Here is a 24,746-nt window from a genome sequence, read left to right as displayed (position 1 = left end):
GTTCATATGGCACTTCGTGTTACGGATAGCATGAAATACTTCACGATTTTAGACAATATTTTTTACGCAAACGAAAGATACAATAATGTTATGGCTAAGCTTTCAAGTCTCAAAGAGATTAACAAAATTTCTGATAACCCTCTCGGGGCTTCTCAGTTGCTTGATTTGAAACAAACTGAAAATGACGTCGATATGTACTCGCGGAGTATCAATAATGCTAATACATGGTTAAAAGAGACAGAGTCAAAGCTTTCAAGCATAAGTGACCTATTAACCCGGGTGTCAGAGATTGTTATGTCTCAAGTTTCGGCCACAGCGAACAGCACTAGCAGAAGAATTGCTGCTCAAGAGATTCAAGAGGTATATGGGGAAATATTGTCCCTGGCAAATGCGAAGTTGGGGGATAGGTATATATTTGGTGGTTCCCGGGATGACACTGTCCCTTTTGTAGGGGGTTGGAGTGAAGCTTATGTAGATACTCCTGTTGGGGCAAAGGATAATAAATACACCGGAAGCCTATCGGTAACAGGTGCTTTTACGGGTGTAAAAAATAGAACGATAGTTGTAAGGATTGTCCACGGTGGTAATGAGGAAGAAGCAACGTATAAGCTATCCACCGATGGTGGAAAGACGTGGTCCGAAGAGAGCGCACCTGGTGAATTGAGTGATGGAATTGATCTTGGGGAAGGATTGGTTCTCATTTTTGAACCAGGAGAGTTCGCAGAAGGAGATACGTTTTATGTACGTGCGTATGCACCTGGTAATTTCCGAGGTGATCTAGAAGAACAGTGTATAGCTGTGAGTAAAAATGCCAAATTCAGTTACAGTATTTCTGGAGCAGAGGTTTTTACCAAACAGGGCGGGGGTAAAGTAGAAGTTTTCAAGCTTTTGGCAGATATTAAGACAGCTCTTGAGGAAAACGATGAAAAACGGCTTTCAGAACTACTTCCAGATCTGGGAGCCGCGCAGAATCAAGTCAACATTGCCATTGCGAGCTGTGGGGCCAAGATGAATAGATTGGAGATTGCAAAGAGCAGCCTTGATCAGATCAGGTTGGAAGTCAGTAAGATGATTAGCGATATTCAAGATGCCGATGTGGTTCAGCTGGCCACTCAATTGTCTATGAAAGAATTGGCGCTTAAGGCATGTTACTATGCGGCCTCGCGTATACAGGAGATAAACATTATGCCGTATCTTGAGTGAAATGGCTTCCAGGGGAAGTAAGTTTTATGCTCGTCCTAACGAGGAAAACTGGTGAGAAAGTAAATATAGGTGACAGTATACAAGTTACGGTTTTGGAAATAAGAGGAAGCGCAGTGCGGTTGGGGATAAAAGCACCAAAGAACGTACCCGTTTATAGGGAGGAGATATATAGAATGATTCAAGAACAGAATGAAGCAGCCGCACTTACAGTTATGTCACTTGCCGATATAGTGGGAAAAATTGAGAAGGGGGAAGTAAAGTGAATGTTTTAACTACCCGTTTCGGAAGTATAGAAATTGAAGAGGATAAGATAATTTTTTTTAAGGGTCCCATACTGGGATTTGAAAAGTGGAGGCGTTTTATCCTATTAAAGTCTCACGAGAAGGATGCACCATTTATGTGGTTGCAATCTATCGATAATGCGGCTTTAGCCTTTGTTGTTGTCAATCCTCAGATTATCAAAAGGACTTATGACCCATTTCTGAAGGAAACCGATTTGGAATTTCTGCAGATAGAAAAAATTGAAGATGTGGCACTGTTCTCCATTGTAACGGTTCGATTGAATCCCTTGCGAATTACGGCGAATCTTAAGGCTCCCCTTGTAATAAACGTATCAAAACGTTTTGGAGCTCAATTGATAATAGAAGAAGAAGATTACCCTGTTCAATATGACCTTATTGATCATAAAGACGAAATTTTAAGTTCAAATCATCTGATAGAAGACACAATCATGGAGAGGATTGTTCATGCTGGTTACATTGCAGGGTGACTTTCAAATTTTACCGTTATACAGGAGGCCTGAGAGTTCACACATCCTTTGGTAGAGTCTCTGGAGTTCTTCTGGGGGTATTTCGCGGATCACTTTCCCCGTTTCCTTTTCTACAACAAGGATCGCTATTCTTTCGTTTTTCTCTCCATATGTTGTGAAATTTATGGATATGTTCATGTTTTGAAGATAAGTTTGCATTTTTTCTACGAGTCGGGAGATTTCGTTTTTGGAAGCGCTTGTCATTCCATGTTGGCTGGTGTTGTTTTCCTTACCTGAGGTTGTGAGAGTAAGCGTTTCTTTGCCCAACATAAACGTAGATATTAAATCTGCAGGTTCTACCTTCAAGTGATGGTCACCTCCTTACCATATCCTTGCATCATATAAATCGGCAGCTCAGAAAATAAACTTGAGATTTAATGCACTAGATTCAATATAGACTAAAGTTTGACATCTAAATAGAGGGGAGTTAATTTTTCTTCATTCTTCAATTTTTTTAGTAATTCTTTTTTCTTAGTAATCTCTACAGCTTCTAAGTTCAAGGTTCTCAGGTAGTCGTTCATGAATTCGATGCACTTTTCTTTTTCATGAATTATTTGCTGTAATATCGCTTTCATTTTAGCCAGTAAATTTGCTGTTTCTTTCTTGATTTGCAAGATCTCGAATTCTCGATACTTATCCTGTTTTTTGTCAATGGAATTTATGAGTTCCATTAGTTTTTCACATTTCATTATACATTCATTAACTTTTTGGGGGTTTTTGTTCTTCAAAAAGATATGGAGATTTTGCATGGTGAGGTATAAAAGATTATAAATTTTGAGCTTTCTTTCGAGTAGCTCCAAGGCTTTAATCTGGTTCATTTTAATTTATGCGCTCCATGCATGTAAGAGCGTACTTTGAAGGGCTTTTGAATCTATTTTGAGCTCTTCGCTACTGGGATGTGCCTCTTTTGCTGTGCTTTTGTTATTTTCAATGGCAATCCATGCCGATTCCAGATCAGATAATATAGAGATAACTCTTTCAATCATAGCAATATCCTTTTTAAGATCAGCATTGACGAGTGTTTTTATGATGAAATGGTAAAGACTTCGCAGGTTAGCAGCTATATGACCCCCGCTTTTCATATCTAATGCACTGTCGAGCAAATAGATAATGTCCAATGTTTTTTGTAAAGCTTGAGCCTTCTTAATATAGTTACCTGCTTCATAGGCCACTTTTGCTTCTTTTAAGTTCTCTATAGCAGCACTATAGCACATTACCACCAACCTTAAGGGATCGGTGGTGGTTTGTTTAGCTTTTTCGTAAGATTTAAAAGCCTCTCTGTACATAGTTTAAATCCTCCATGGATCCTTGTTTTATTTACAAATTCCAAGATTTCTTGATTGTTTCTAACTGTCCAGTGAGCCAGTCACTCTGGTATTTGAGTTTTTGTATGGCCGCTTCCATTTTTTGGAAATCTCGCAAAAGTTGATCCTTGCGTTTGTCGAGAAGTTTTTCCATATCATTAATTTGATCTTCGTAGTCCTTTATTGAATTCTCTAGAGATTGTTTTTTTGTGGTTACGTATCCATTGGTAGAATCTGTCATGTTGTAGAGAACCCTGTCGAAAAGTTCGGCCACACCAATGGTAAGAGTTAACGTTCCCACATGGCCTGTCTGAGTACCGGTGTACTTTATTACAAGACCGTCTATGTTTGGTTTACCGGCTGTTCCTCTGAGTAGCTGTCCTGTGCCTGTGGCCAATTCCCCGTTTATCGTGCCCTCCACATCCTCTCCATTATCTACTACCTGATCGCCGCTGTACCATAACAGATTGTTTTTCTGGTGGATGGTAAAAGAGTGACCAGAACCATAGTGGTTGCTTCTTATAACTAGGTGACCCTTTGTGTCGAGATAGGCTGTGAGCCCGAGATCAGTCACCTCGCTGTTTATGGCATTAACTATTTGGTCCATTGTCATTCCTTGTGTTAATTCAATTACTGCAACCGATCCTAGCGAAGTGATGGTTAATGTTTCATCTCCGGACAGTTCAGTGGCATCAGAAGGATTGGATGTACTTCGTGTTGCAGCTTTCGTAATGTAAACGTCGTATGTACCTGGTTTTGTGTGTGTCCCGTGTGATATGTACGTAATCATTGACGAAGATGTTGTTGCGGATACTGCAAAAACCTTCATTACGTCCATGAAATTGCTATTCAGCAAACTTCTTAGTTTATTCTCGTCTATGGAAAGTTGACCGTATCTGTCCACACTGACACCGATCAAACCGAGGGAAGAAAGATGTTTGTTTACTCCCGATATACTCTGAACTAGAATGGAAGCAAGGTCTGCTTTCACACGGTGGAGTGTTCCATCTCCGAAGAGGACTCCGCCTGCTTTGTTGTTAGTGCTGTTGTACGAGGTTTGTTGGCGAATATAGGAGGATACGCTATTATAACTGTCAACAAAGTTACGTATATAACCCAAAATAGTATCAATGTCTCTTGTCACATTAATAGTAATATTAGTGTTTCTGTCTGCTTTTAAGAGGTTTAATGTTAAACCGGGGATAAGATCGTCAATGTTATTGTTTTTTCTCGATACATTTATTCCATCAATGGTTATGGAGGCGTCTGTTCCTGCTGTGATTTCCCTTTTTCTTACTGCAGTGGCTGTTCCCATGTCGTAATCGCTGTCAAATTTCAGAGTTTCATCAATTTGCCCATTTTGGTTTCTGACGTATATTTTGAGGCTCAAAGGACTTTCACCTGTTGTGTTATCCACGATTTTCAGTTTACCGTCATATGTTATAGAAGCTGTGACATTTCCAAATGTGGATTCTATTTTGTCAAGGAGATCAGCAATAGTTGTGTTTTCTGATATAGTAAGGGTATCGCTAACGGCGTTTCCATCAGTATCAAATCCCTCGAGGTGTATGTAATCTGTGGGAGAAAATCCAATGTAACCATCTATGTCCTTTATCAAAGTGTTTGGTGTAATGGGGGATCCTTTTGATGTGTTGCCCATATCCCCTATAAGTCCATACACGTCAGAATAACCCGCTCTAATGAACCCAAGTGTTTCAAGAATGTTATTTTTGTCTGTGAATGAAAAAGTAGCTCCTTCGATTAAAAGCCTGTAGTACGTTTTGCTGTCCTCTGTCTCTGAGATGATGGAAACTCTGAGTCCAGCGTTTTTTAATTTTGTCTCCAGTGACAGGAGAGTGTCAGTCGCGAGATCTAAAGATCCAATGGGGATACCGTTTATGACAATTTCTCCTTCAGCTGCCATCTGAGGATTATTCAACCCCAAAAGTAAATGAAATGTTTCTGTGGTACTCAAAAAACGATCACTAAGAACACCGCCTGAGATAGTATTTTTTGCGACCCGTGAAGTGTCAGTAAATCCAAGTTTGTTCAAAATATCCAAATTCCCGCCGTTGGCGAGTTTTATACCCTCGGATCCGGTTTTGTCGCTTGTAAGGATGAGTTTATACTCACCCGGATTGGAACTTATTATAGAAGCTGTGACTCCGATGGGGTTTTCACCACTGTTTGCACTGTTTATCTTATTACACAGGGAACGGAGGGTGTCTGATGGAGTTATGTTTAAGACTCTGCCGTTAACGATGATATCTCCTTCGTAGCCATTCCCAAATGGCGTGTCTATACTGGAGAAAGTATCCGACGATAGCTTTTGTGCTGTGGCGAGACTGTTTATTTTTAACGTGTATGATCCAATGGAAGCATTTGTGCTGGTGGAAACTGTAAGAAGATCTGGAGCTTTGACGTTCTGGTTATCCGTCGCCAGTGTAGTTTTGAAGAGGTTAAAGTTCTCACTTTTCTTTAGATTATTTAGCGAATTTTTAAATGCTAGAAGTTTTGTATTTAAAGAGTTCCACTCCGAGAGTTTTTCGGAGTATTCATTTTTTTTATTAGTTATGAGATCGATCCTCTTGTGTTCAATGGCGATTATCTGATTTACGATTTTTTCCCAGTCAAGTCCCGTTGATAATCCACTTATAAAATTTGTACCCGTAGCCATTTAGGACCTCGGTATCTTGCTTTTAATTAATATATCGGCAATTTTTGCCCATTTTTTTACCTGACAAAATAATAACTGCAATTCCCTTACCAAAAGGCCCCACAATAAACTGTGGGGCCTTTTGGGTAGAATTCATCGAGTTGTCACCTGAATAGCGACAGTACCAACTGCGGTACCATATTTGCCTGCGCAAGCATGGACATACCCGCCTGAACAAGGATCTGGTTTTTGGTGAAGTTCGTCATCTCCGCTGCCATATCCACATCTCTTATTGTGGATTCTGCTGCTGTGAAGTTCTCAAGCGTAATTGCAAGGTTGCTGGCAGCGTGTGTTAGCCGATTCTGGTAGGCACCGATCTCGGACCGACTTGCAGCAAGTGTGGAGATGGCATTATCAATTTTAGACAGAGCGTTATACGCGTTGCTTTGCGTGCTTATATCGCCTGTTGCCACTCCAAGTTTTGAAGATTTCACAGAATCGATGGAGATTTCAAGCTGGGCATTTGTATCCTTTTCATAGCCAATCTGGAACGCTTTCTTGTCGAAACTGCCATCTGTGAGAGCTACACCAGCGTACTTTGTCGAATCAGCAATACGATCAATTTCTTGAACCAGAGTAGCATATTCTTGTGAAAGCTTATCTATATCCGTTCCTACATTCTTGGAAGCAGCTTGTGTAGCGAGCTCTTTGAGACGCACAAGGATATCACCGATGCTGTTCATGGCACCTTCCGCTACCTGGAGCAGAGCATTGGCCTCTGAAATATTTCTCTGTGCCACCTTAATCGAGGCAATATCGGATTGGAAATTCAGAGAAATAGCCAATCCAGCGGCATCATCCTTCGCGGAGTTTATCCTGTAACCCGATGATAGTTTTTCAAGAGATTTATTTAGGTTCGATTCTGAAATGCCAAGATTACGCTGTGTGTTTAACGCTGCTATGTTGTTTTGAATTCTGAAACCCATAATTCAATCCTCCTTGATTTTTTTGCTTCCTTGCTAGTTTTAAAGAATTAGATTAACTGGTTAAACGTTAGTTTTTGATTCGTTACTTGTTCATCCCTCCTTCCTCTAATTAACTTCAATCCATTAATCGGTAACAGAGAGGATGAACTTTAGGTTTTATGCTCGAAAAAATTTACTGTTGAAGTGTATTGGAAATTTACGGATTGTGTTTTTCGAGGATTTCCAAATAACGTTCTTTTACAAAGAAGTGGGGAGATATAATTATCCCTATTTTGATAGCGTCTTTCGCCTCAGGCCACATTTTTGAACGGCAAAAATATTCCCCCAAGCTGAAGAATATTTTTCCCAAATCATCGATGTTATTAATATTGAAATCTATGGGCAATTCTGTTTTTTTGTGTAAGAATAAAAGATGTGAAATAGTTTCTGAAACGTCACCCTTGTGCCAGGCAAGCAACATCTTTAGGAAGCTAAAGGTGATTTGCTGTTTGTCAGTCAGTTTTTCTTCATCTATAAGCTCTAAACATTTCTCTGAATTTTCTGTTTTATTAATTTGCATGAATCTCCTTGCTAAGATCAGACATAATTCGGGAGATTTGTGTAAGATAGTTTGTTCATGTTCTCCTCTGTTCTCCCATAAAGTTTCCAACCATCGAGATGTAAAATCTGTTAAACCAAAGCGTGTATATATTAGGCATATTTCTTCAGCCACTTTGATGTTACGTTCAGATTTTTCCCAGGCTTGAAGGAAATATTTTTCCGCCTCTTCCAATTTTTTGTTGATGCAGTTGATGTAACCAAGCATCAGGGGAATTCTGTAAAATTCGTTTACATTTATCAGGTAGGATCCTCCCAGAGCTGAAGGCTTATTTAAAATCTCATCCATTGTTGCAAGTGCCTGCCTGCCATACTTTTCGCATAATTCCCATTTTCGTTCTTGAAAGTATATAGATGCTAGAAGGTAGTTTATATCGAAGCTTTTGGGAAAAATACTTAGTGCTTTCAAACATATGTGTTCCGATTTACCATGGTCGTTTAACTGAAGGTAACAACGAGCTAATAGGTAGTAGATATTAAGAACATAGTCAGCACATAGATTTTTCTTGTTCGCTAATTCCAATGCTATTTCTCCGAACATTAAGGTATTTGCTAAATTACCAATAAAATCGTAAGTTGCGGCGAGCTGGAAATAGTTGTATGGGTCATCAGGTTTTTCAGAAATAGCATCGCTTAGCATATCTCTTCGTTGTTGAAGTTTGATCTGTATCTTTTGTTCGTCCATATAGTACCCGTAGTGCTTGAATCGGATATCACTGAATGCTCCTTTGCCACGTTTTTCTATTTGTTCGTGAATTTTACCCACATAACGCATACCAAGCCCTTTGCGGAAAAGACGGACCATGTTGTATATACTTTTAATTGAATTATTATGGTCTACGTCGTAAAAGATACAGTAGTAGTAGTCCGCTTTGCCTGTGTTCACTGTTGCTTTCAATTTGTGGCCGTCTTGATCAAATAGTTCCTCATCTGCATCTACCTGCAGAATCCAGTTGCCCGTGGCGTAGGAAATCGCTTGATTACGGTGTTTGCTGAAATCATTTTCCCATGGATGGTAATATATTTTTGCACCGTATTTTTCGGCAATGCTGCACGTTTTATCTGTTGATCCTGTATCAACGATGATTATTTCATCAACGAAACGATGAATGCTTTCCAAACAGCGTTCTATGGATGCCTCTTCGTTTTTCACTATCATACACAGTGATATTCTGTTTGTTTGATTTTTTTCTCTGTTTTTTTTCTTTTTCATTTGTCTATCTCACCTCGTTCACTTGGTTGATGTTTAGCGAATATTCTTTACCTTCTATGCTTTCCAATATCTCTCTGAGGTGTGGTTGTTCTTCATTTATTTCGTATGATTGCTTGAAGAATTTCTTAGCCTTATCTATTTCTCCCATGTTCATCAAGCAATATCCAATGGAATTTAGGAGTTGTGGATCGTTTGGTCTTGATGTTAAGGCTCTTCTAAAGTAAGAGAATGCCGATTCATACGACCCTTCACTATTCATAACGTGTCCTAAGTTTTCAAGAATGTCAGGATGTTCAGGGTTTATGCTTAATCCCCTAAGGAAGTAATCCTTAGCCATTTCGGTTTTGCCTTCTTGGAAGTAGATAAATCCCAGATCATTATAGGCTTCAACGTTATCGGGGTGGGATTCAAGGATCTTCAATAAACAGTGTTTTGCTCCCTCTATATCTCCTTTTTCATAGAGTTTTTCTGCCCAAGATACAGTGTGTTCTTGTATTATTAATGGTACGTAGTGGAGGTCGGGATCAAACTTTATATTTAGCAATGATTGTACGTCAAATTCTTCACCGTATGAAAGATCTTGATTCAGATTCCACTTCTTTTTGAAAACTTTCCAGTTTTCTAACAGAGTTTCAGAGTAATTTATTCCTGATTCTTTAAATGTTCTGCTTCCAAAATGATGAACGAAGCAATCTCCTACAATAACTGATTTGAATCCGGCGATATTTGCCCTCAATGAGAAATCGTCATCCTCAAAGTTTCCTATTCTAAATCTGGTGTCGAATCCTCCTATTTTATTTATCACTTCCCTTTTTATAAGCATGCAGAAACCAACTACTCTCCAGAAGATTTCAGAATGACCATCGTATGTTTTTGCAATTTGCTCACTGAATTCGTTAAGTCCTTCAAGTGTCTTTGTGTTGTATTTTACACTTCTGACCATCTGTGGTCCTGAAACAAAGTTAGTCAAAGGACCGGCAATACCTAAGTTTTCTGACCAGTCAATGGCTTCTATCATTTTTTCCAGCCATCCTGGAGTTACAACTACATCGTTATTTATGATTACAATGAACTCACCATTGGATACGGCAATTCCTCTGTTGTTTCCTTCTGCGAATCCCAGATTTTTTCCGTTCTCGATAATTTTGATGTTACTGAGAAACTTTATGGTGTCTTGCGTTGTGCATTTATTTTTGTTGGTCTTTTTTTGATTTTTGAGGTGAATATTTTCGTATTTCACTACCTTACCGTCTTCTTGCACCTCTAAGCGGTATCCGCAAACCGTGCTGTTGCCCCCAATGATATTCTGGAAGTATTGTGCTGTTCCATCAGTGGATCCATTGTCCACTATTATTAGTTCGTACGGTGAATATGTGGATTTTATTATGGATTGGACACATTGTTTTGTGTAGTGTAAACCGTTATAGGTTAGGATTATTATGGAAGTTAACTTTGGCTCCGGTTGTGGTTTATTTGCCACAACGATGTATGGATGTGTACTCTCCCCTTCGGTTATCTCCGTAGATAATTTGTAACAGTTAAAAAGATGATAGTCTTGCGAATCGTGAGGATCACTCTTTGGTGTTGTAGTTGACATTTGAGAAATTTCATAACCAGCATTGGTGAATAGTTTTATGATTGAGTTTTTAGTAAAATAAAGGTAGGGACCTCCATCTATATAATCACGATTGAGGCTGCTTACATAGTCAGCTGGCAATTGACCTTCAGTAAGTCTATGTATGACGTTAGGAATATAAACGATAATTTGACCACCGGGCTTTATGGTTCTTATCAGTTTTTTCAGTAAAGTCTCAGGATTGCGGTATTTCTCTAAAGAGTTTTCGAAGATTACGCAATCATAGTTATTAGAGGGAAGGTCGTTAACTTTCTCTTCAATATCACCTGTAATGACCTCGTCCAATATAAGCTTTGCTTTGTTCGCGTCTTGGATATCACTCTCGATACCGGTTACCATGCAATTTACTTCCTTTTTAATTGCATCTCCGAGGAGTCCTTTTCCACATCCTATATTCAGTATTTTTTTTGCATTGGGAGGTACTAGATTCTTCAACTTCTCAATGATTGTTGAATCATTGTTTTTTTTCCTATATTTACTTCTTTCTTCTTGGATCGAATGAAGGCAAAGTTGCATCATTTCTTCTGCCCTCGACATCCATGTATGAATGTAAATTCTCTCCTTTCTCAGGATCTGCTTTTTAACGGAGTCCTGATTTAGGGCTTTCTCTATTGCATAAAGAAACTCTGAGCTACTTGAGGCTACTTCTATAACATCTCTAAACATGTCTACTCCGGCAACATCGGTTGATACAATCGGTTTTCCGGATGCTAGGTATTCGTATAATTTAATGGGATTCATATAATCAGTGAAAGTATTGACACTGTGAGGTATAATGCAGACATCAAAGTTGTTTATGAATCTATGTATATCACTGTACAATTTAGGTCCAAACCAATAGATGTTTTCTAATCTGAACAATTCTTGAACCTTTGGATGGGGTACAGTCCCTATAAGCGCGATACTCCAGTTTGGTCTTTCTTTTGCGATAAATTTTAAAAGATCTACATCGATCCTCATTGAGAGGGCGCCTGTGTAACCTATTATTGGTCGTTTTAAGAAAGAGAATTCTGGAGGTGGTGGCTCATTGTGATGCAGCACTTCTTCTGGAATCGCGTTTGGAATATAGTAGATTTCAGAGTTGAATTTTTTCATTTCTTTTTGCATGCTCTTTGATACAGTAAAAACAACGTTGGATTGACCTATGACTTTCTTGTATCTTTTTTCAATCTGATCTTTTTCAAATGTGTCTTTTGCGTAGTGGCGATGGTCATCAACACAGTCGCTTACAATTAAGGTAGCTTTTTCTTTCAGAACATCAAGGATCATCTCAACGAATGGATGGGGTGGGTATAGCCAGAGGATGAAGTTTTTGATACCACATCGGTCTAAGGCACTGTACAGTTGGTTTGTTAAGTAGGTTTGTAGTTTTTCAGGATGCATGCCCGATACTAGGTGGGGAGTGAATGTGTACACTCCGTCGTCGCAGTAAAGATTAATTCTTTTTAAATTCGTTTTTATATTGAGGTCAAGGATATCAGATTCTATGTTAGCGTACAGGAACTCTAGATCAATGGGTGGTTCGATGTGCAAAATTTTGCGGATGCATTTGTGTTTCTTCAGAGATTTTGCGAGTTGCTCGTTCCTTCGACCGTACAATCCCCAATCGTTTTGGTACCATACCATGACTATGTCAAAAAGATGTTTGGAGTGCGATATCATCTTGCTATCTCCTTTAGTTCCGTGATCAGTGACAATAGGTGATTCTTTGCCATGTCTGTTTCACCATGTTCATAATAAGACAGAGCTTTTAAAAGATGAGAGTGATAGTTAATTGATTTTTCTTGTCTCTCGTCGAGAATAATCTTAGGTATTAGTTGATCATGTCTGGCAAAGAATTTCTTCCATGTGGAGATAATCGTGTCCCACTCTGGGTATTTTTTCTTCAAATCAGAGAGAGATTCTTGTTGTTTTCGGATCTTTTTTGCAAGATGGGCATTATCAGTTGCAAAATCATGGTATATTATAGGTTCCGGTGAGTATATCTGCTTCCTCGGATCATTCTCTATTCTCAATAGTCTGATAGCTAATTCTTTGCCTCCATGACCAAAAAATATTTCATCATTCCAGCCCCCTACTTTGTAGAAAATGTCAGCCCTGTAAGAAGAGTTTCCCTCCAGATTTGATGGATATGGGAAAGGTTTATCCCCTAGGAAGTAATGTGCTGCGTATCTGTTCAGAACATTCGAGGTTTTAGGTTTATACACGCCTCTTACAGCAATTACGTCGTATTTTTTATGGATGTCAAGGTGTGATTTAATGAGATTACTTTCAGGTATGCCATCATCCTCAAGAAATAGGAGGATGGGGGCAGAAGCAAAAACGCTCCCAATATTTCTTGCCAGGTATGCACCGGTATTGTTTTTTAATCGAATGTAAATATCTACATATGGCTTAAGGAGTTCAAATTCTCTTTCTTTTCCACCGTTGTCAACAAAGATGAGTTCAAAATTCTGATTTCTCTGTTTATTCAGAATTTGGAAATTCTTTACTGTATCCTCATGTAAACGCCACGAAATGACAATAACGGAGATAGAGGGGCTTGATGTTTCCTTTAGTTTCAGAACGTAATCAAAATGCTCAAGATATAAATCTTTTTTGTACTCCCAGCCTTTGGTTTGCAAAGCATTTATTAGGGGATGCTTATACGGTTCTTCTCTGGATGCATTTGAACGGTTTATTCCTTTTGCTTCATAATCGTTTGTGTATTTTAACAAGGGAAGATCTGCCAAACATTTACAAGCATCAAATGGGCAAACGATAGGCCCTTTTACTTTTTCCAAAGCATTTTCGTCTTCGAATATGTTAAAATTCTTTGAACTGCTTCTTAAGCATACGGCAGGGGAAACGAATCCGTTTTCGTCAATTGAAATCATGTTGATGCCAGCATTACACAGCATTCCTTTGAATTTGTTTATTTTCAGGGTAATTGCTTCATTTAAATTATAGAATTTTCTCGTTACCCTACCGAGATTCTGATCATACGTATCCATAAAGAGTATTTCGCCATCGTCTGCAAATTGGTTTAGCCATTTTAAATCCTCTATTTTGTATCTGTTATCTGGAAAAGCACTTCGCCCGAATTCGTCTCTTATTGCTTTCGGAACAACTCTGGTGTTTTTTAAGTTCAAATCCTTTATGCGGTTGTAAATTCTTTTTACCTCATCCATAAAAAGGGGATGTGCAAGTATCCAGGCGAAGACTCTAAATCCTCCACTCGATAAAATCTCCAGATTTCTGATAAAATTGGATTCGTTTGCGTTTTCTATGTGATACGAGGCAACAAAGGATATGTGGTTATTTCTTTCACCAAACTGTTCAACAAAGTTTTCGAAGTAGTTATGGCTTCTACTTAGATTGGTAATTACACTTATATGAATGGTTTTGTTATCCTTATCAAGCAAAGAGCTAAGTATGTAGTTTAAATTAGGATCTATGGTCGGTTCGCCTCCAGTTATAGTTATTCGAATCTTGTCCCTGCTTAGACGGTTTGATTGCTTCAATAACTTTTTTGACATCAGTTGTGGAAGAAGTGGGAAATTTGTTGTTGTGTGATCCACAATAACTACAAGAGTAATTGCATTTTCTAGTCAATACCCAATTAATTTGTAGTTCATCTTTTTCCAGCGCTCTTAGACTTCCAAATTTTAGGATCTTATTTGTGTCCGTTATAACTTCTTCTTTTGAACCGGTTGATATGGGATCTTTAACTTTTGGGGATATGTGGATTTCCGTTTTGTTTTCGTTTTTTAACTCGTGATTGTATTTTGTTTCATGGTGGGCAATAATGGATCGGAGCGTTTTATCCACTTCATCGTCGATTATGTCACGGTAATCGGTGAATATTCTTTTTACTTCTTCGCATTCGGTAGTGTTGTATGACACAGATAACTTTAGTACTCGTTTGAAGTGTTCTATTGTTTCTTTTTTAAAATGATCCTCCCACTGTGGGAGATTGATTCGACGGTAGTAGCGAGAAAGCCATGCCCTTGTGTTTCCATTTATGAATATTTGTTGTAATTTGCTTAAATTGGACCATATGCTGTTATTGTGTTTTCGATATACAGCTTCAGTAATTTCTGGCATATATTTACCTTTTCCGTAATGGCCGAGAAGGGATGTTAAGAATTTGTCAACATTTACAACTTTATGAATTTCTTCTGGAAAATCCTTGATAGTGTTTCGGAAGCACATACTCAGTGTTAGAACCATTTTGCCGCTTATGAGGTCATCCTTTGAGAAATCTCTTTTTAAATGTTCTTCTAACTTCGAATCGCTTAGAAGATTCCCCTCTTCATCTACTATCACAGCGTTATGGTAAGTTATTACGTAGTCGGGATTATTTTCCAGGAAATCGACTTGTTTCTTCAGCTTGTATTGGTCTGTCCAATAGTCGTCTCCATCGCATAGCGCAATATACTTGCCCTTAGCGTGTTTTATAGCTAGAGGAATGGGTTTCAATCCCTTTGAATACTGATTTTCTCTTTGGGTTATTAGTTTGATTAAGTTTGGATGTTTGCTCGCAAAATCTTCAACAATCTTTGTAGTCCCGTCTGTTGATGCATCGTCATGGACTATAATTTCCATAGGCGAAATATCTTTCTGCATAAGGAATCCTTCTAGGGCATCAATTATGTATTTCTCGTGGTTATATGTAATGCAGATAATGCTAACCAAAGGTTGTTCCATGTGGTTCCCCTTTAAAGTGTTATTTGCTCATTAGTATGTTGGTGTTTGCGACCGTTTTGCATGCCGTTTAATTAAATCTCGGATTTGAGGATTGCATAACCCAGGCCCGACTGGCCGAATCCGTTACCATTGTAAAATAAAAACCGCTTGCCCAGATGATCAAAGATGTAGGGATACTCAATCATCTCTGAATCCCAACCGCTTTCGGAAATATCTATACCCACTAGTTCATCCAACCTTGTCCATACCAATCCGTCTGTTGACTCAGCGTAACCTATTCTGTAGCTGCAAGACCCACGTCTTCTGTAATCCTTCCCCCCCCTGTACGAATACCACATTTTATAAATGTTTCCGTCTTTTACGACACATGGTCTGGAGATTCCTCCTTCGTCAGGCGATTTAAAATCTATGCAGACTCGTCCTTCGCGCTTCCAGGATATGCCGTCCTTTGACTCGGCATATTTCATGTGATAGTATGGTTCAGGTTTACCGTCGTGGATTTCCCATCGGACCGTGGAGAGATACCACATGCGCCAAATGCCGTTTTCAACAATGATACAGTGGCTACCTACAAAATGAGGTTCTGTATTTGTGCGATCCAGAATCGGTCCTTCGAAGGCTCTTTGGAAAGTTAAGCCTCCGTCGTGACTTATAGCTAAACCGATTGAGTTTCTATATGGGACTGTGACACCCACGTTACAACCAATGTAAAAAAGCCACTTTTCAGAACCGCGATTTACGATCCAAGAAGGTATCGCGCCACTGTCATCGAAACATCCCAGTTTTCCCAGGCCGAGGACCTGTCTGTTATGCACATAAAGAACATTATCAGGTTCATTTGCGTCAACTTCTATGAAAGTAATAGTTGTACGATTCTTGGCATCCCTTGTCCCAAAATATATTCTCAATCTTTGATCATCAACTTGTTCCACTATAGGAACTTGAGTATGCGAAACCATCCAGGGAAAGTTATTATCCGCTTTGAAAATCAGGCCCTTTTTGATCCACTCCATAGTTACACCCTGCATCGAAAGATGTTCAAAAATCCAGATCTTTACTTAAAATTTTACCCTTTTTAGCGGGTACTCCGCGATAGACGCCCCATGGTTCAGTATTTTTTGTGACGCACGCAGACATGGCCACCAAGGTTCCCTCAGCTATGTGCAGGCCGTCCCTGATAGTGGCGTTAACACCAAAGAAACAGTATGGTTCTACTATACAGTGACCAGAAAGAACAACATGGGAGGTAAAGAATACGTGGTCCCTGATTTGGCCATGATGGCCAATGTGATTTCCGCTCCACATCACCACGTTGTTCCCAATGGTGGTAAAAGGTTGGATGGTGTTATCCTCCAATATGAAACAATTTTCGCCTATCTGCGCTCCGGGGTAAACCGTTGCTCTGGAACTGACATAGCTGATCAGTGAATATCCTTTGGCTTTGGCTAATAGGTAAAATTTCTCCCTAATCCGGTTCATGTTCTTAGCTGTCATCGGTACAAAAAAGGCGTAGTGCTCAGGTGGGTATATCTCTTCTACATTTTCAAATGGGACTACTGGTATCCCCTTAAATTTTTTATTTTTTATGTAATCTGATGTTACACTGAAAGCCACCACTTCATGACAGGAATCGTGAGTTAAATAGAAATGTGCTAATTCCGCAGTATCCAATGTTCCAAAAATTACAACTTTAGCCATTTTTGCTTTCCGTACCTCCAAATTCAGTTACTCGGTAAGCGGGAAAGAAAGTAGTCGATGGAATTTTCTTCTCCTGTAGAATGTTTTCGTATTTTCGCCTATCTATAATTCTTCCGCAGAAATATGCCACTCTCGTACCTGTCGACCAGCCTTGTTTAAATCTGATCAAACCGTCACTTGGCTTCTCTCTAAGCCCTGCACCTCCACCAAGATCTAGCCATTTAAGGCCTAAATCCCTGAAATAATTTATAGAGTACCAAAACAAAGCGAAGGAAGCCCTCAGCGTATACCCTTTTTCGCTGTACGCACCTAAATGATAGTATGCTCTATTATCGTTTACATACCATAGTAACATGCCAACGGTTTCGGATTCATCGAAAGCTCTGAATGCGATAAGTCCTGGTACCTTCAGTTGTTGTGCGAAAGAATCGTCGGAAAATGCACTTATTCCACTGATCTGGTGGCGTTTTATAAGAACACTGTAAAGATTTAGCCATTCGTTTAGGAAGTTTTGAGCATTTGGGCAGACTTCAACGTTTACGTGGTTTAATGCCTTACGGGTATTACGCAAATGGTGTTCTGAAATGTATTTTTTTAAGGGTTTTTGGAGATCTATAATGTAATGTTTTTTAAATGGAATTACTAAATCGGGAAAGCATGTTTTTAGATCCTCGAGTGTGTAGTTGCCGAATGGATCTGCAACAATTGATAGAGTAACCCACTCTCTGTTTATCTCTTTAAAATCGAGGGTTAAAGCTGACCAGTCCTCACATAAGAAGAGAGGGTAGCAACCCATCGCATCGGTTTCTTTACAATCGGGTATCTTACGTTCTAATACCCACCCTCCACTATTTTTCAGGTAAAAGGGTTCACCAAATTCTTTTAAAGCACAGGCATATGTAGGGGATAAATAACCAGCTCTCATCTACCTATCCATTATTATCTCACAGATTTGATTGATTTCTTCTTCGGTTAACCTATCGTACATTGGCAGACATAAAACTTCATTTGTTATCTTTTCCGCTACGGGAAGATTGCTGGGAGACGCTGACGGTAACCCTCTATATGTGGGGAATTGGCTTATCAATGGGTAGAAGTATCTTCTAGAATGGATATTATTTTTTTTCAGTTTATCGTACACTTCGTCTCTATTTTTTCCAAATTTTTTCCTATCAATAAATATCGGAAAGTATTGAAAATTGTGTCTGATATGATTTTGATACTTAATTGTTCTTATGCCACTTGCGTTAGAAAGCTTATTTGCATATATTTCAGATAACTTTTTTCTTTTTTCTATAGATGAGTCGATGTACTTCAATTGGAGAAGACCTAAAGCTGCTTGAAACTCGTTCATTTTTGCGTTTATGCCTGGACCAACCACGGTGACTTCGTCTGCAAATCCAAAATTTTTTAGAAAGTCTATTCTTTTTTTCATTTTCTCGTCATGGCAGACTATTGCACCACCTTCGAAGGTTGTAAAAACTTTTGTTGCATGAAAACTCAACACGGAAAGATCACCGAAGTTCAAGATGGAGTCCCCGTTTAGTTTCACACCAAAGGCATGGCAGGCGTCATAAATGACTTTTAGTCCATATATATCCGCTATCTCCTGAATTCTGTAAACGTCGCAGGGATTTCCGTATACATGCACAGCCAGTATTGCCGTGGTCCTTGGTGTGATAAGAGATTCTATTTTTTCGGGATTTATATTACAAAAGTTCGGTTCAATATCACAAAAGACAGGAGTTATACCATTCCAGTGTAGTGCGTGTGTTGTAGCTGCAAAACTGTATGGGGTTGTTATTACTTCTCCAGTGATGCGGAGTGCCTGCAGTGCTGTCATTAACGCAAGTGTGCCATTTGCGAAAAGGGATATGTATTTTACTCCAAGATATTCAGAAAGGGCTTTTTCAAACATCTGATGGTAAGGTCCATTATTGGTAAGCCATCTTGACTCCCAGATCTTCTTTAAAATCTCTATGACTTCTTCAAGAGGGGGCAAACTAGGTTTTGTCACGTATATTGTATTTGAATTGTACATGGTTCGCCCTTTAATGGATTTTTGACGTTTGGTGTTTTAAGTATTTTCTTAATTCTATTGCCTGCGTAAAATTGGGATTTAATTCTAATGCTTTTTCAATAGCTATCTCAGCGAGATCGAAAGCTCCCATTTCCAAATAGGCTCTTGCCATATTGTAGTACACACACTCATCGTCGGGATAAATAAGAAGGGCTTTGTGGTATTCTCTAATGGCTTTTTCAAATTCCCTTTTCTTACGAAATCTGATGCCCAGGTCCACCAAAAGCTCGAACAGCATATTGGCAGCTTCCTCATCGCCTTCCAGTATTTCCTGGGCTTTTCCTAAATCGCCTCTGTCGAGAGCAGCTTTTGCGAAGGAAATTTTTTCCTCTAGGCTCAAATTGCCGACGAAACTGTCAACTATTTGACTGTCGTTGAGGGTTTTTGATTTATCCCGTATTTCCTCTTCTTCCACATCTATGAGCATGTTTATGAAATCGAGGGTGGTTTTCAAATCATTGTTGTGAAATGTAGCTGGTCCGAAGAAATCTCGGTAGATCTTGGAGTCAAAAAGAGCTTTTTGGAAACTGTTTATTTCTTCTAGCACCTGTTTCTCATCTTGAGCTAGCATTTTTGTACTGAGAGCTTTTTTCAGGACTTCCCGGAAATTGATAAGACAGGAGTACAAGTTCTGTTTTTTCAGATGAACTTTACACGTGTTCAGAAGCCTAAGCATTTCATTTGCTGCATCGCGTTTTATTGTTTCTGTCATATAAGATGTTTTCCTTTTCTTTTTGAAGAAATCCAAACATCAAATACTGTGCCATACGAGGTTAAAAATTAGGAAAATTTGAGCTAAAGTTTAAATGGCAGTATGCCGATTAATGAAATGCGGTAGTAGTTAACTCGAAGAGAGGTGTGTACGTGACAATCTCTTCTTATCAGGTGGATGCTGTAATAAAAACGTATACTAAACATACGAGAAGTCATGTTCGTTTTGAGAATGGTGACGAAGTTCTCCCGCGGGATCAGCATGTAGACACAGTAACGTTATCCAGAGATGAGAACTTGAAGGCCGAAGGTTTTTCCAAGATTTCTTACAGTTTGCTTGATCTCTTAAGTAAAAAAAGATCTCCTAAGTAAGGAATTTCGATAGTGGTTCCTGTGATTTTGCAGACTGTTCCAGATGATGTATCGGTTTACACTCGAAGGATTCTGGTTGTTGATGATGATGATTCCACTAGAGAACTTATAGTAGAAGAGCTTAAGCAGCATGGATACAGATACATATGTGAGGCTCGCAATGGAAATGAAGCATTGAAGATAATAAAGGAGGACCAGTTTGATCTTGTTATCACTGATATTGTAATGCCATATATAGATGGGATAAATCTTCTTCAGCGGTTGAAGGAGGTATCCCCAAGTACTTCTGTCATCGTTATTACTGCAAAACCAGCAACTGATATTGCTGTTAATGCTTTGAAATTGGGAGCGGTAGATTTTCTCCCTAAACCTTTTCAGTTGAACGAATTAACTTACAAGGTTGACGTTTGTCTAAGGTCAAAATGTTTAGATTTGGAAAGTCACTCTGATACTTCGGGAGTTTTCCAATCTGCGGAGAAAAAATCCTTTGATTATTCTATTCAGAGTTACATTTACGAATCACTCGAGAATCTTGAGGGAAACAATGAGGAGATATTTAGCAAAATGGCGGAATTGGCTATAAGGGTAGTGGATGGTGATGTATGCAGGATAGTGATATACGATTCACAAATTGGTGATTTTTACACTAAAGTGCTGCGAACGACTTATGGAGTTGTGAAAGAAGATATCCCGCCAGAGGCATTAACTCCATTTCTGTATCAAGTTTTTGAAAAAAAGGAAGCCCTGTTAGTTAATTCTTTTGAATTGCCGGAAATTTCACCTTCTCTAATTGTGGTACCACTGACCATAAGGGGGTATGTGTTTGGAGTGCTCACTGTCAAAAGAAAACCCTATATGGGTTCCTTTGGTAGTAAGGATTTGCACTATGTGACAAGTTTGGCAAGAAGAGCATCCCTTAACATAGAAAACAGACTTCTGTACGAGAGTCTATACAGTAACGTCCTTGATACTTTCCGTGCTCTCATTTCGTCTATTCAGTTGAGGGATGACTATACAGAGCAGCATTGTATGCGCGTCACAAAAGTTTCTCTCGAGACTGCAAAGTTGTTGGGTCTTCCTGAACAGGACATGGAAACTTTGAAAATCGCCGCTTCTCTTCATGATATCGGGAAGATTGGAATTCCTGATTCCATTTTATTAAAAAAAGGGAAACTCACCGAAGAGGAGTATTCCATTATAAAAACGCATTCAGAGATAGGAGAAAAAATGCTTGCTTCCATTGCTCTTTTTGAAAAAGAGAGAAAGATCATACTTCATCACCACGAGAGATGGGATGGTAAAGGTTATCCTACCAATCTATGTGGTGAAGATATTCCCCTCCTTTCTCGTATTATAGCTATGGCTGATGCTTATGATGCCATGACTAATAACCGTCCATACAGAATGGCCCAGGATAGAGGCTGGGCGATTAAAGAAATTGAGCGAAATATTGGTAGCCAATTTGACCCTCAGATTTTCGAATATTTTAAAAAGGCAGTTGCCTCTCCAGAGTAAAAACTCTCCCAATTGAACCCCGTTTTGTTATTCCAATATGGCATGAAATTTGATTTGGCTCTTTTGGGTAAATTAGAAGAGGGTGGAGAGTATTTTAATGAGTATTGATTGTAGCAAATCCATCGGCAAAGTTAATCAGGTTGTGGAACCAAAAGCGAGTAATCAAGAGAAAATATTTAATGGATGTAAAGAAAAAAATACAAGTAATTTCAAATGTTTATTAAAAGATATTCTTAACTCCCCCGTTGATTTAGAAAGAGTTGCCAGTGAAAGTTATTTGCGGTTTTTTTGGAGGCGACACTGTGTATCCCTTACGTTAAAAGAGATGGGAGATCTTGCTGAAGAAGGTGTTTCTCGGAATGAAATGTTTCTTGCCGGAGTAAAAAAGTATCTCTCAATGTCAAATTATCGTCAACGTTTTGAGGAACTCGGGGGTTATCAGTTTTCTACACCGTTCGATAGTATCATTGAAGAAGCATCGAAAAAATACGGTATTGATGAGGCTTTGATAAAAAGTGTTATTCAGGTAGAAAGTGCATTTAGGGTGGATGCCGTTTCCCCTAAAGGTGCGATGGGTCTTATGCAACTGATGCCTGAGACGGCTAAAGAGTTAGGCGTAAGTGATCCCTATAATCCTGTGGAAAACATCATGGCTGGAACCTCCTATTTAAGGAGACTCATTGATAGATACGGTGGGGACCTGATAAAGGCCTTAGCTGCTTATAACTGGGGTCCAGGTAATGTCGATGAATATTTTGATAAAATGCCTGAAGAAACAAGAAATTACGTTTCTAAAGTGTTGAGACTTTATTCATTAACTGTGTAAAAGGTATTCGCTGTCGATTCATCGAGGACGTTTCTTACTTTTGTTGAAAGCTCGCTCAGGCGGTAAGGTTTTTGGATGAAAGCTTTAACCCCTTTTTCTAAAATAGATCTGGCTAGACCATTCATGCTATAGCCGCTGGCTAAAATCACTTTAACCTCAGGATTGATTTCTCTTATCCGTTCATAAAGCTCCGCGGCACTAATATCTGGCATTATCATGTCCATGATAATGAGTTGTATCTCTTTGTTTTTTTCGCTAAAAATTGTCAGCGCTGATTCTCCATTTTCAGCTGTCAAAACTCTGTAACCAAGACTCGCAAGCATTTCTGCTGTTACTTCCAATACCGTTCTTTCATCGTCAATAACGAGTATTGTTTCGTTGCCTCTTGCGGTTTCTTCCCTTAGATTATTATTTCGCAATGTTGATGATCGCTTAGATGCTGGCAGGTAAATTATAAAGGTGGTACCTTGTCCAGGTTCGCTTTCTACGTCAATGAATCCACTATGTCCTTTTATTATACCGTATATTGTTGCTAGACCGAGACCTGTTCCTCTACCCATTTCTTTTGTTGTAAAGAAAGGTTCAAAGATTCTCTTTTTTGTTTCTTCGTCTATTCCAGTTCCTGTATCCTTGAAGGTTATCTTTACGTAGTTTCCAGGTGGAATTTTGTATGGTGCTGCAAAGGAGGTGTCAATGAAAATATTTTCTGTTTTAACGTAAACATTACCTCCGGCGGGCATAGACTGCGAGGCATTGATTAAGAGATTTAAAAAAACTTGTTCCATCTGACCCTGATCAGCGTCGATGAGGTACAAACCTTCTTGATAATTTTCGTGGAAACGGATTTCTTTTTTTGTTTTCCCGAATATGGATACCATTCTACTGATCAACCTGTTTAGATCTGTTGGTTCCACTTCGTAACGCCCCTGTCTAGAAAAAGCAAGGAGCTGCTTTGTTAGTTCCGCGCCGATTTGTACCTGTTTTTCAATACCGCGAAGTTTCTCGTAATGCGCATGGGAAATATCGGTACTTAGAAGCATAAGAGAGGTGTAGCCCTGAATGCCCATGAGTAGATTGTTAAACTCGTGAGCAATGCCGGCTGCCAATGTCCCTATAGCTTCCATTTTGCGAGCCTGAATGAGCTGCGATTCAAGCCGGCGTTTCTCATCTTCTGCGCGTTTTTCTTCTGTAACATCCCGTAAGTTAATGATCATCCCACCGACAGCTGAAATATGAGAAAGGTTTTTTGCCACTCCGGATAAAAATTTTTGTGTACCACGTTTGGTTTTGCAACGGCAATGAATTGGGATCGGAGTCTCTTGCGTGGAAAAAGCCACCTCTATTTCTGCTTTTAGTCGGGGAATGTCTTCATCTGCGACGATGGCCCACAGTTCTTTTTCTATGAGCTCGTCAAGCTGGTAGTCAAGTATAGTCACAACGGAAGGGCTTACGTAGCTTATGAACCCATTTTCGTTAATGATGAGAATAACATCCGACGTATTTTCGATAATGGCTCTAAAAAATTTCTCTTTTTTCGAAAGGAATTCGTGAGCCTTTTTCAGTTCTGTCTGGTCTTCGTAAATCACCTGATAGTGCCAGTTGTTATCCCACTGTATCGCTTTACGAAAGACTTTGAGGTGTCTCACCTGCCCGTCCTTTCGGATAATATCCACTTCATATTCAGAAGGATCTGCTATGCCTTTCTTTCTAAGTTCTCTTCTTTTGTAATGGAGCTCCAGTGATTCTTTTGTGTAACGTTGTTCAACTGGTGTCCTTTTGAATTCCTCTAAATCATCGTAACCGTAAAGATCCAGGAAAGCTTTATTTGCATAGATTGTTTTGCCTTCAGGAGTTACTATGCGGATTCCTAGCGTTGACTCCTCAATGAAGTTACGGAAATTTTCAGCTGCCTGTTTTAAATGTAATGCTGTTTTTTTCTGTTCGGTGATATCTACGGCAATACCCTGGGTGCAGATGAATTTTTTATCCTTTCTGTGGATCTCTTCATCAGGAACGTTCCATTGACCTCTTGCATTGAGGAGCATGGTTCTGTAAGTTATCTCATTGTTAAGATTGCCCGTACTTTTGACTAGAAATCTCACTTCAAGATTTTTTATTCTCCTTTCCCCTATGCTTTTCTCAACGAAGTTGTACGGTGATTTGAATCGGTCTTGAGGATGAATGAGGTCTACAAAAGGTTTGCCAATTAGCTCATCTGGTTCGTAGCCGAGCTGTTTGATACCATCAGAAATGCTTATTATTCTACCTTGATCGTCAAGACGGTAAACGATACCGGGCATTATAGCAATGAGAGATCGGTAGTAGTTTACAATCTCCCGCAGGACTTCAATGTCTTCGTTGGATTGTGCACCGTAACGTGGACTATTAAGAACATCAAAAAGTTTCATCTGATAACCCCAGATATATTACTTAATGCAAATATTGTTCCGAT

The 24,746-nt window shown here is 39.2% G+C and carries 21 protein-coding genes; 6 read left to right on the top strand and 15 right to left on the bottom strand.

Annotation, left to right across the window (positions count from 1 at the left end; all coding sequences use genetic code 11):
• The first annotated feature begins 6 nt into the window (after positions 1-6).
• The 3 genes from flgL to fliW are packed head-to-tail and all read left to right on the top strand — an operon-like array spanning position 7 to position 1,972.
• Positions 7-1,203: a flagellar hook-associated protein FlgL gene (gene flgL / locus N2317_06080; protein MCX7817059.1), complete on the top strand. Its 1,197-nt coding sequence runs from the start codon at positions 7-9 to the stop codon at positions 1,201-1,203.
• 26 nt (positions 1,204-1,229) lie between these two features.
• The gene (csrA, locus tag N2317_06075) at positions 1,230-1,466 is read left to right on the top strand and encodes a carbon storage regulator CsrA (protein ID MCX7817058.1); all 237 of its coding nucleotides are present in this window, start codon (positions 1,230-1,232) and stop codon (positions 1,464-1,466) included.
• Complete coding sequence (gene fliW / locus N2317_06070; GenBank protein MCX7817057.1) at positions 1,463-1,972, top strand: flagellar assembly protein FliW; 510 nt, start codon at positions 1,463-1,465, stop codon at positions 1,970-1,972. Before csrA ends, fliW begins: the two co-directional genes overlap by 4 nt.
• A gap of 3 nt (positions 1,973-1,975) precedes the next feature.
• Here fliW and N2317_06065 read toward each other — a convergent pair whose 3' ends face one another.
• The 14 genes from N2317_06065 to N2317_06000 form a co-directional block, all read right to left on the bottom strand.
• On the bottom strand, positions 1,976-2,317 hold the full coding sequence (locus N2317_06065) for a flagellar protein FlaG (protein ID MCX7817056.1): 342 nt from the start codon (positions 2,315-2,317) through the stop codon (positions 1,976-1,978).
• A 92-nt stretch (positions 2,318-2,409) separates the two neighbouring features.
• Positions 2,410-2,829, bottom strand: coding sequence for a hypothetical protein (locus N2317_06060; GenBank protein ID MCX7817055.1), 420 nt, complete (start codon positions 2,827-2,829; stop codon positions 2,410-2,412).
• A 6-nt stretch (positions 2,830-2,835) separates the two neighbouring features.
• A complete protein-coding gene (gene fliS / locus N2317_06055; GenBank protein MCX7817054.1) occupies positions 2,836-3,297 on the bottom strand; it encodes a flagellar export chaperone FliS in 462 nt (153 codons plus the stop codon).
• A 31-nt stretch (positions 3,298-3,328) separates the two neighbouring features.
• Positions 3,329-5,992 (bottom strand): flagellar filament capping protein FliD, encoded by a 2,664-nt coding sequence (gene fliD / locus N2317_06050; GenBank protein MCX7817053.1) that lies wholly within the window; start codon positions 5,990-5,992, stop codon positions 3,329-3,331.
• Positions 5,993-6,135: 143 nt separating this feature from the next.
• Positions 6,136-6,957 carry a flagellin gene (locus N2317_06045; GenBank protein MCX7817052.1) on the bottom strand — a complete coding sequence of 274 codons (822 nt, stop codon included), beginning with the start codon at positions 6,955-6,957 and terminating at the stop codon, positions 6,136-6,138.
• Positions 6,958-7,153: 196 nt separating this feature from the next.
• Entirely contained in the window at positions 7,154-8,767 is a 1,614-nt protein-coding gene (locus N2317_06040) for a glycosyltransferase (GenBank protein MCX7817051.1), read from the bottom strand.
• Positions 8,768-8,771: 4 nt separating this feature from the next.
• Positions 8,772-11,819, bottom strand: a complete 3,048-nt coding sequence (locus tag N2317_06035) for a glycosyltransferase (GenBank protein MCX7817050.1) — start codon at positions 11,817-11,819, stop codon at positions 8,772-8,774.
• Between the two features lie 242 nt (positions 11,820-12,061).
• Entirely contained in the window at positions 12,062-13,906 is a 1,845-nt protein-coding gene (locus tag N2317_06030) for a glycosyltransferase (protein ID MCX7817049.1), read from the bottom strand.
• Positions 13,830-15,092, bottom strand: a complete 1,263-nt coding sequence (locus N2317_06025) for a glycosyltransferase (protein ID MCX7817048.1) — start codon at positions 15,090-15,092, stop codon at positions 13,830-13,832. Before N2317_06025 ends, N2317_06030 begins: the two co-directional genes overlap by 77 nt.
• A gap of 71 nt (positions 15,093-15,163) precedes the next feature.
• Entirely contained in the window at positions 15,164-16,105 is a 942-nt protein-coding gene (locus N2317_06020) for a hypothetical protein (protein MCX7817047.1), read from the bottom strand.
• A 25-nt stretch (positions 16,106-16,130) separates the two neighbouring features.
• Complete coding sequence (locus N2317_06015; protein ID MCX7817046.1) at positions 16,131-16,790, bottom strand: acetyltransferase; 660 nt, start codon at positions 16,788-16,790, stop codon at positions 16,131-16,133.
• Positions 16,783-17,715: a GNAT family N-acetyltransferase gene (locus tag N2317_06010; GenBank protein MCX7817045.1), complete on the bottom strand. Its 933-nt coding sequence runs from the start codon at positions 17,713-17,715 to the stop codon at positions 16,783-16,785. Before N2317_06010 ends, N2317_06015 begins: the two co-directional genes overlap by 8 nt.
• Entirely contained in the window at positions 17,716-18,831 is a 1,116-nt protein-coding gene (locus N2317_06005; protein ID MCX7817044.1) for a DegT/DnrJ/EryC1/StrS family aminotransferase, read from the bottom strand. It lies immediately after the preceding gene.
• Positions 18,832-18,841: 10 nt separating this feature from the next.
• A complete protein-coding gene (locus N2317_06000; protein ID MCX7817043.1) occupies positions 18,842-19,582 on the bottom strand; it encodes a tetratricopeptide repeat protein in 741 nt (246 codons plus the stop codon).
• Positions 19,583-19,734: 152 nt separating this feature from the next.
• Here N2317_06000 and N2317_05995 point away from each other — a divergent pair, with 152 nt between their 5' ends.
• The 3 genes from N2317_05995 (at position 19,735) to N2317_05985 (ending at position 22,294) form a co-directional block, all read left to right on the top strand.
• Positions 19,735-19,953: a hypothetical protein gene (locus N2317_05995; protein ID MCX7817042.1), complete on the top strand. Its 219-nt coding sequence runs from the start codon at positions 19,735-19,737 to the stop codon at positions 19,951-19,953.
• Between the two features lie 12 nt (positions 19,954-19,965).
• A complete protein-coding gene (locus tag N2317_05990) occupies positions 19,966-21,468 on the top strand; it encodes a response regulator (protein ID MCX7817041.1) in 1,503 nt (500 codons plus the stop codon).
• Between the two features lie 97 nt (positions 21,469-21,565).
• A complete protein-coding gene (locus tag N2317_05985; protein MCX7817040.1) occupies positions 21,566-22,294 on the top strand; it encodes a lytic transglycosylase domain-containing protein in 729 nt (242 codons plus the stop codon).
• On the opposite strand, the gene N2317_05980 is transcribed toward N2317_05985, so the two are convergent.
• Positions 22,276-24,702 carry a PAS domain S-box protein gene (locus N2317_05980; protein MCX7817039.1) on the bottom strand — a complete coding sequence of 809 codons (2,427 nt, stop codon included), beginning with the start codon at positions 24,700-24,702 and terminating at the stop codon, positions 22,276-22,278. The genes N2317_05985 and N2317_05980 overlap by 19 nt on opposite strands.
• Between the last annotated feature and the right edge of the window lie 44 nt (positions 24,703-24,746).

Source organism: Syntrophales bacterium, assembly GCA_026417625.1.
Taxonomy (GTDB): domain Bacteria; phylum Desulfobacterota; class Syntrophia; order Syntrophales; family UBA8958; genus JAOACW01.
This window is presented reverse-complemented; position numbering and strand designations above follow the sequence as displayed.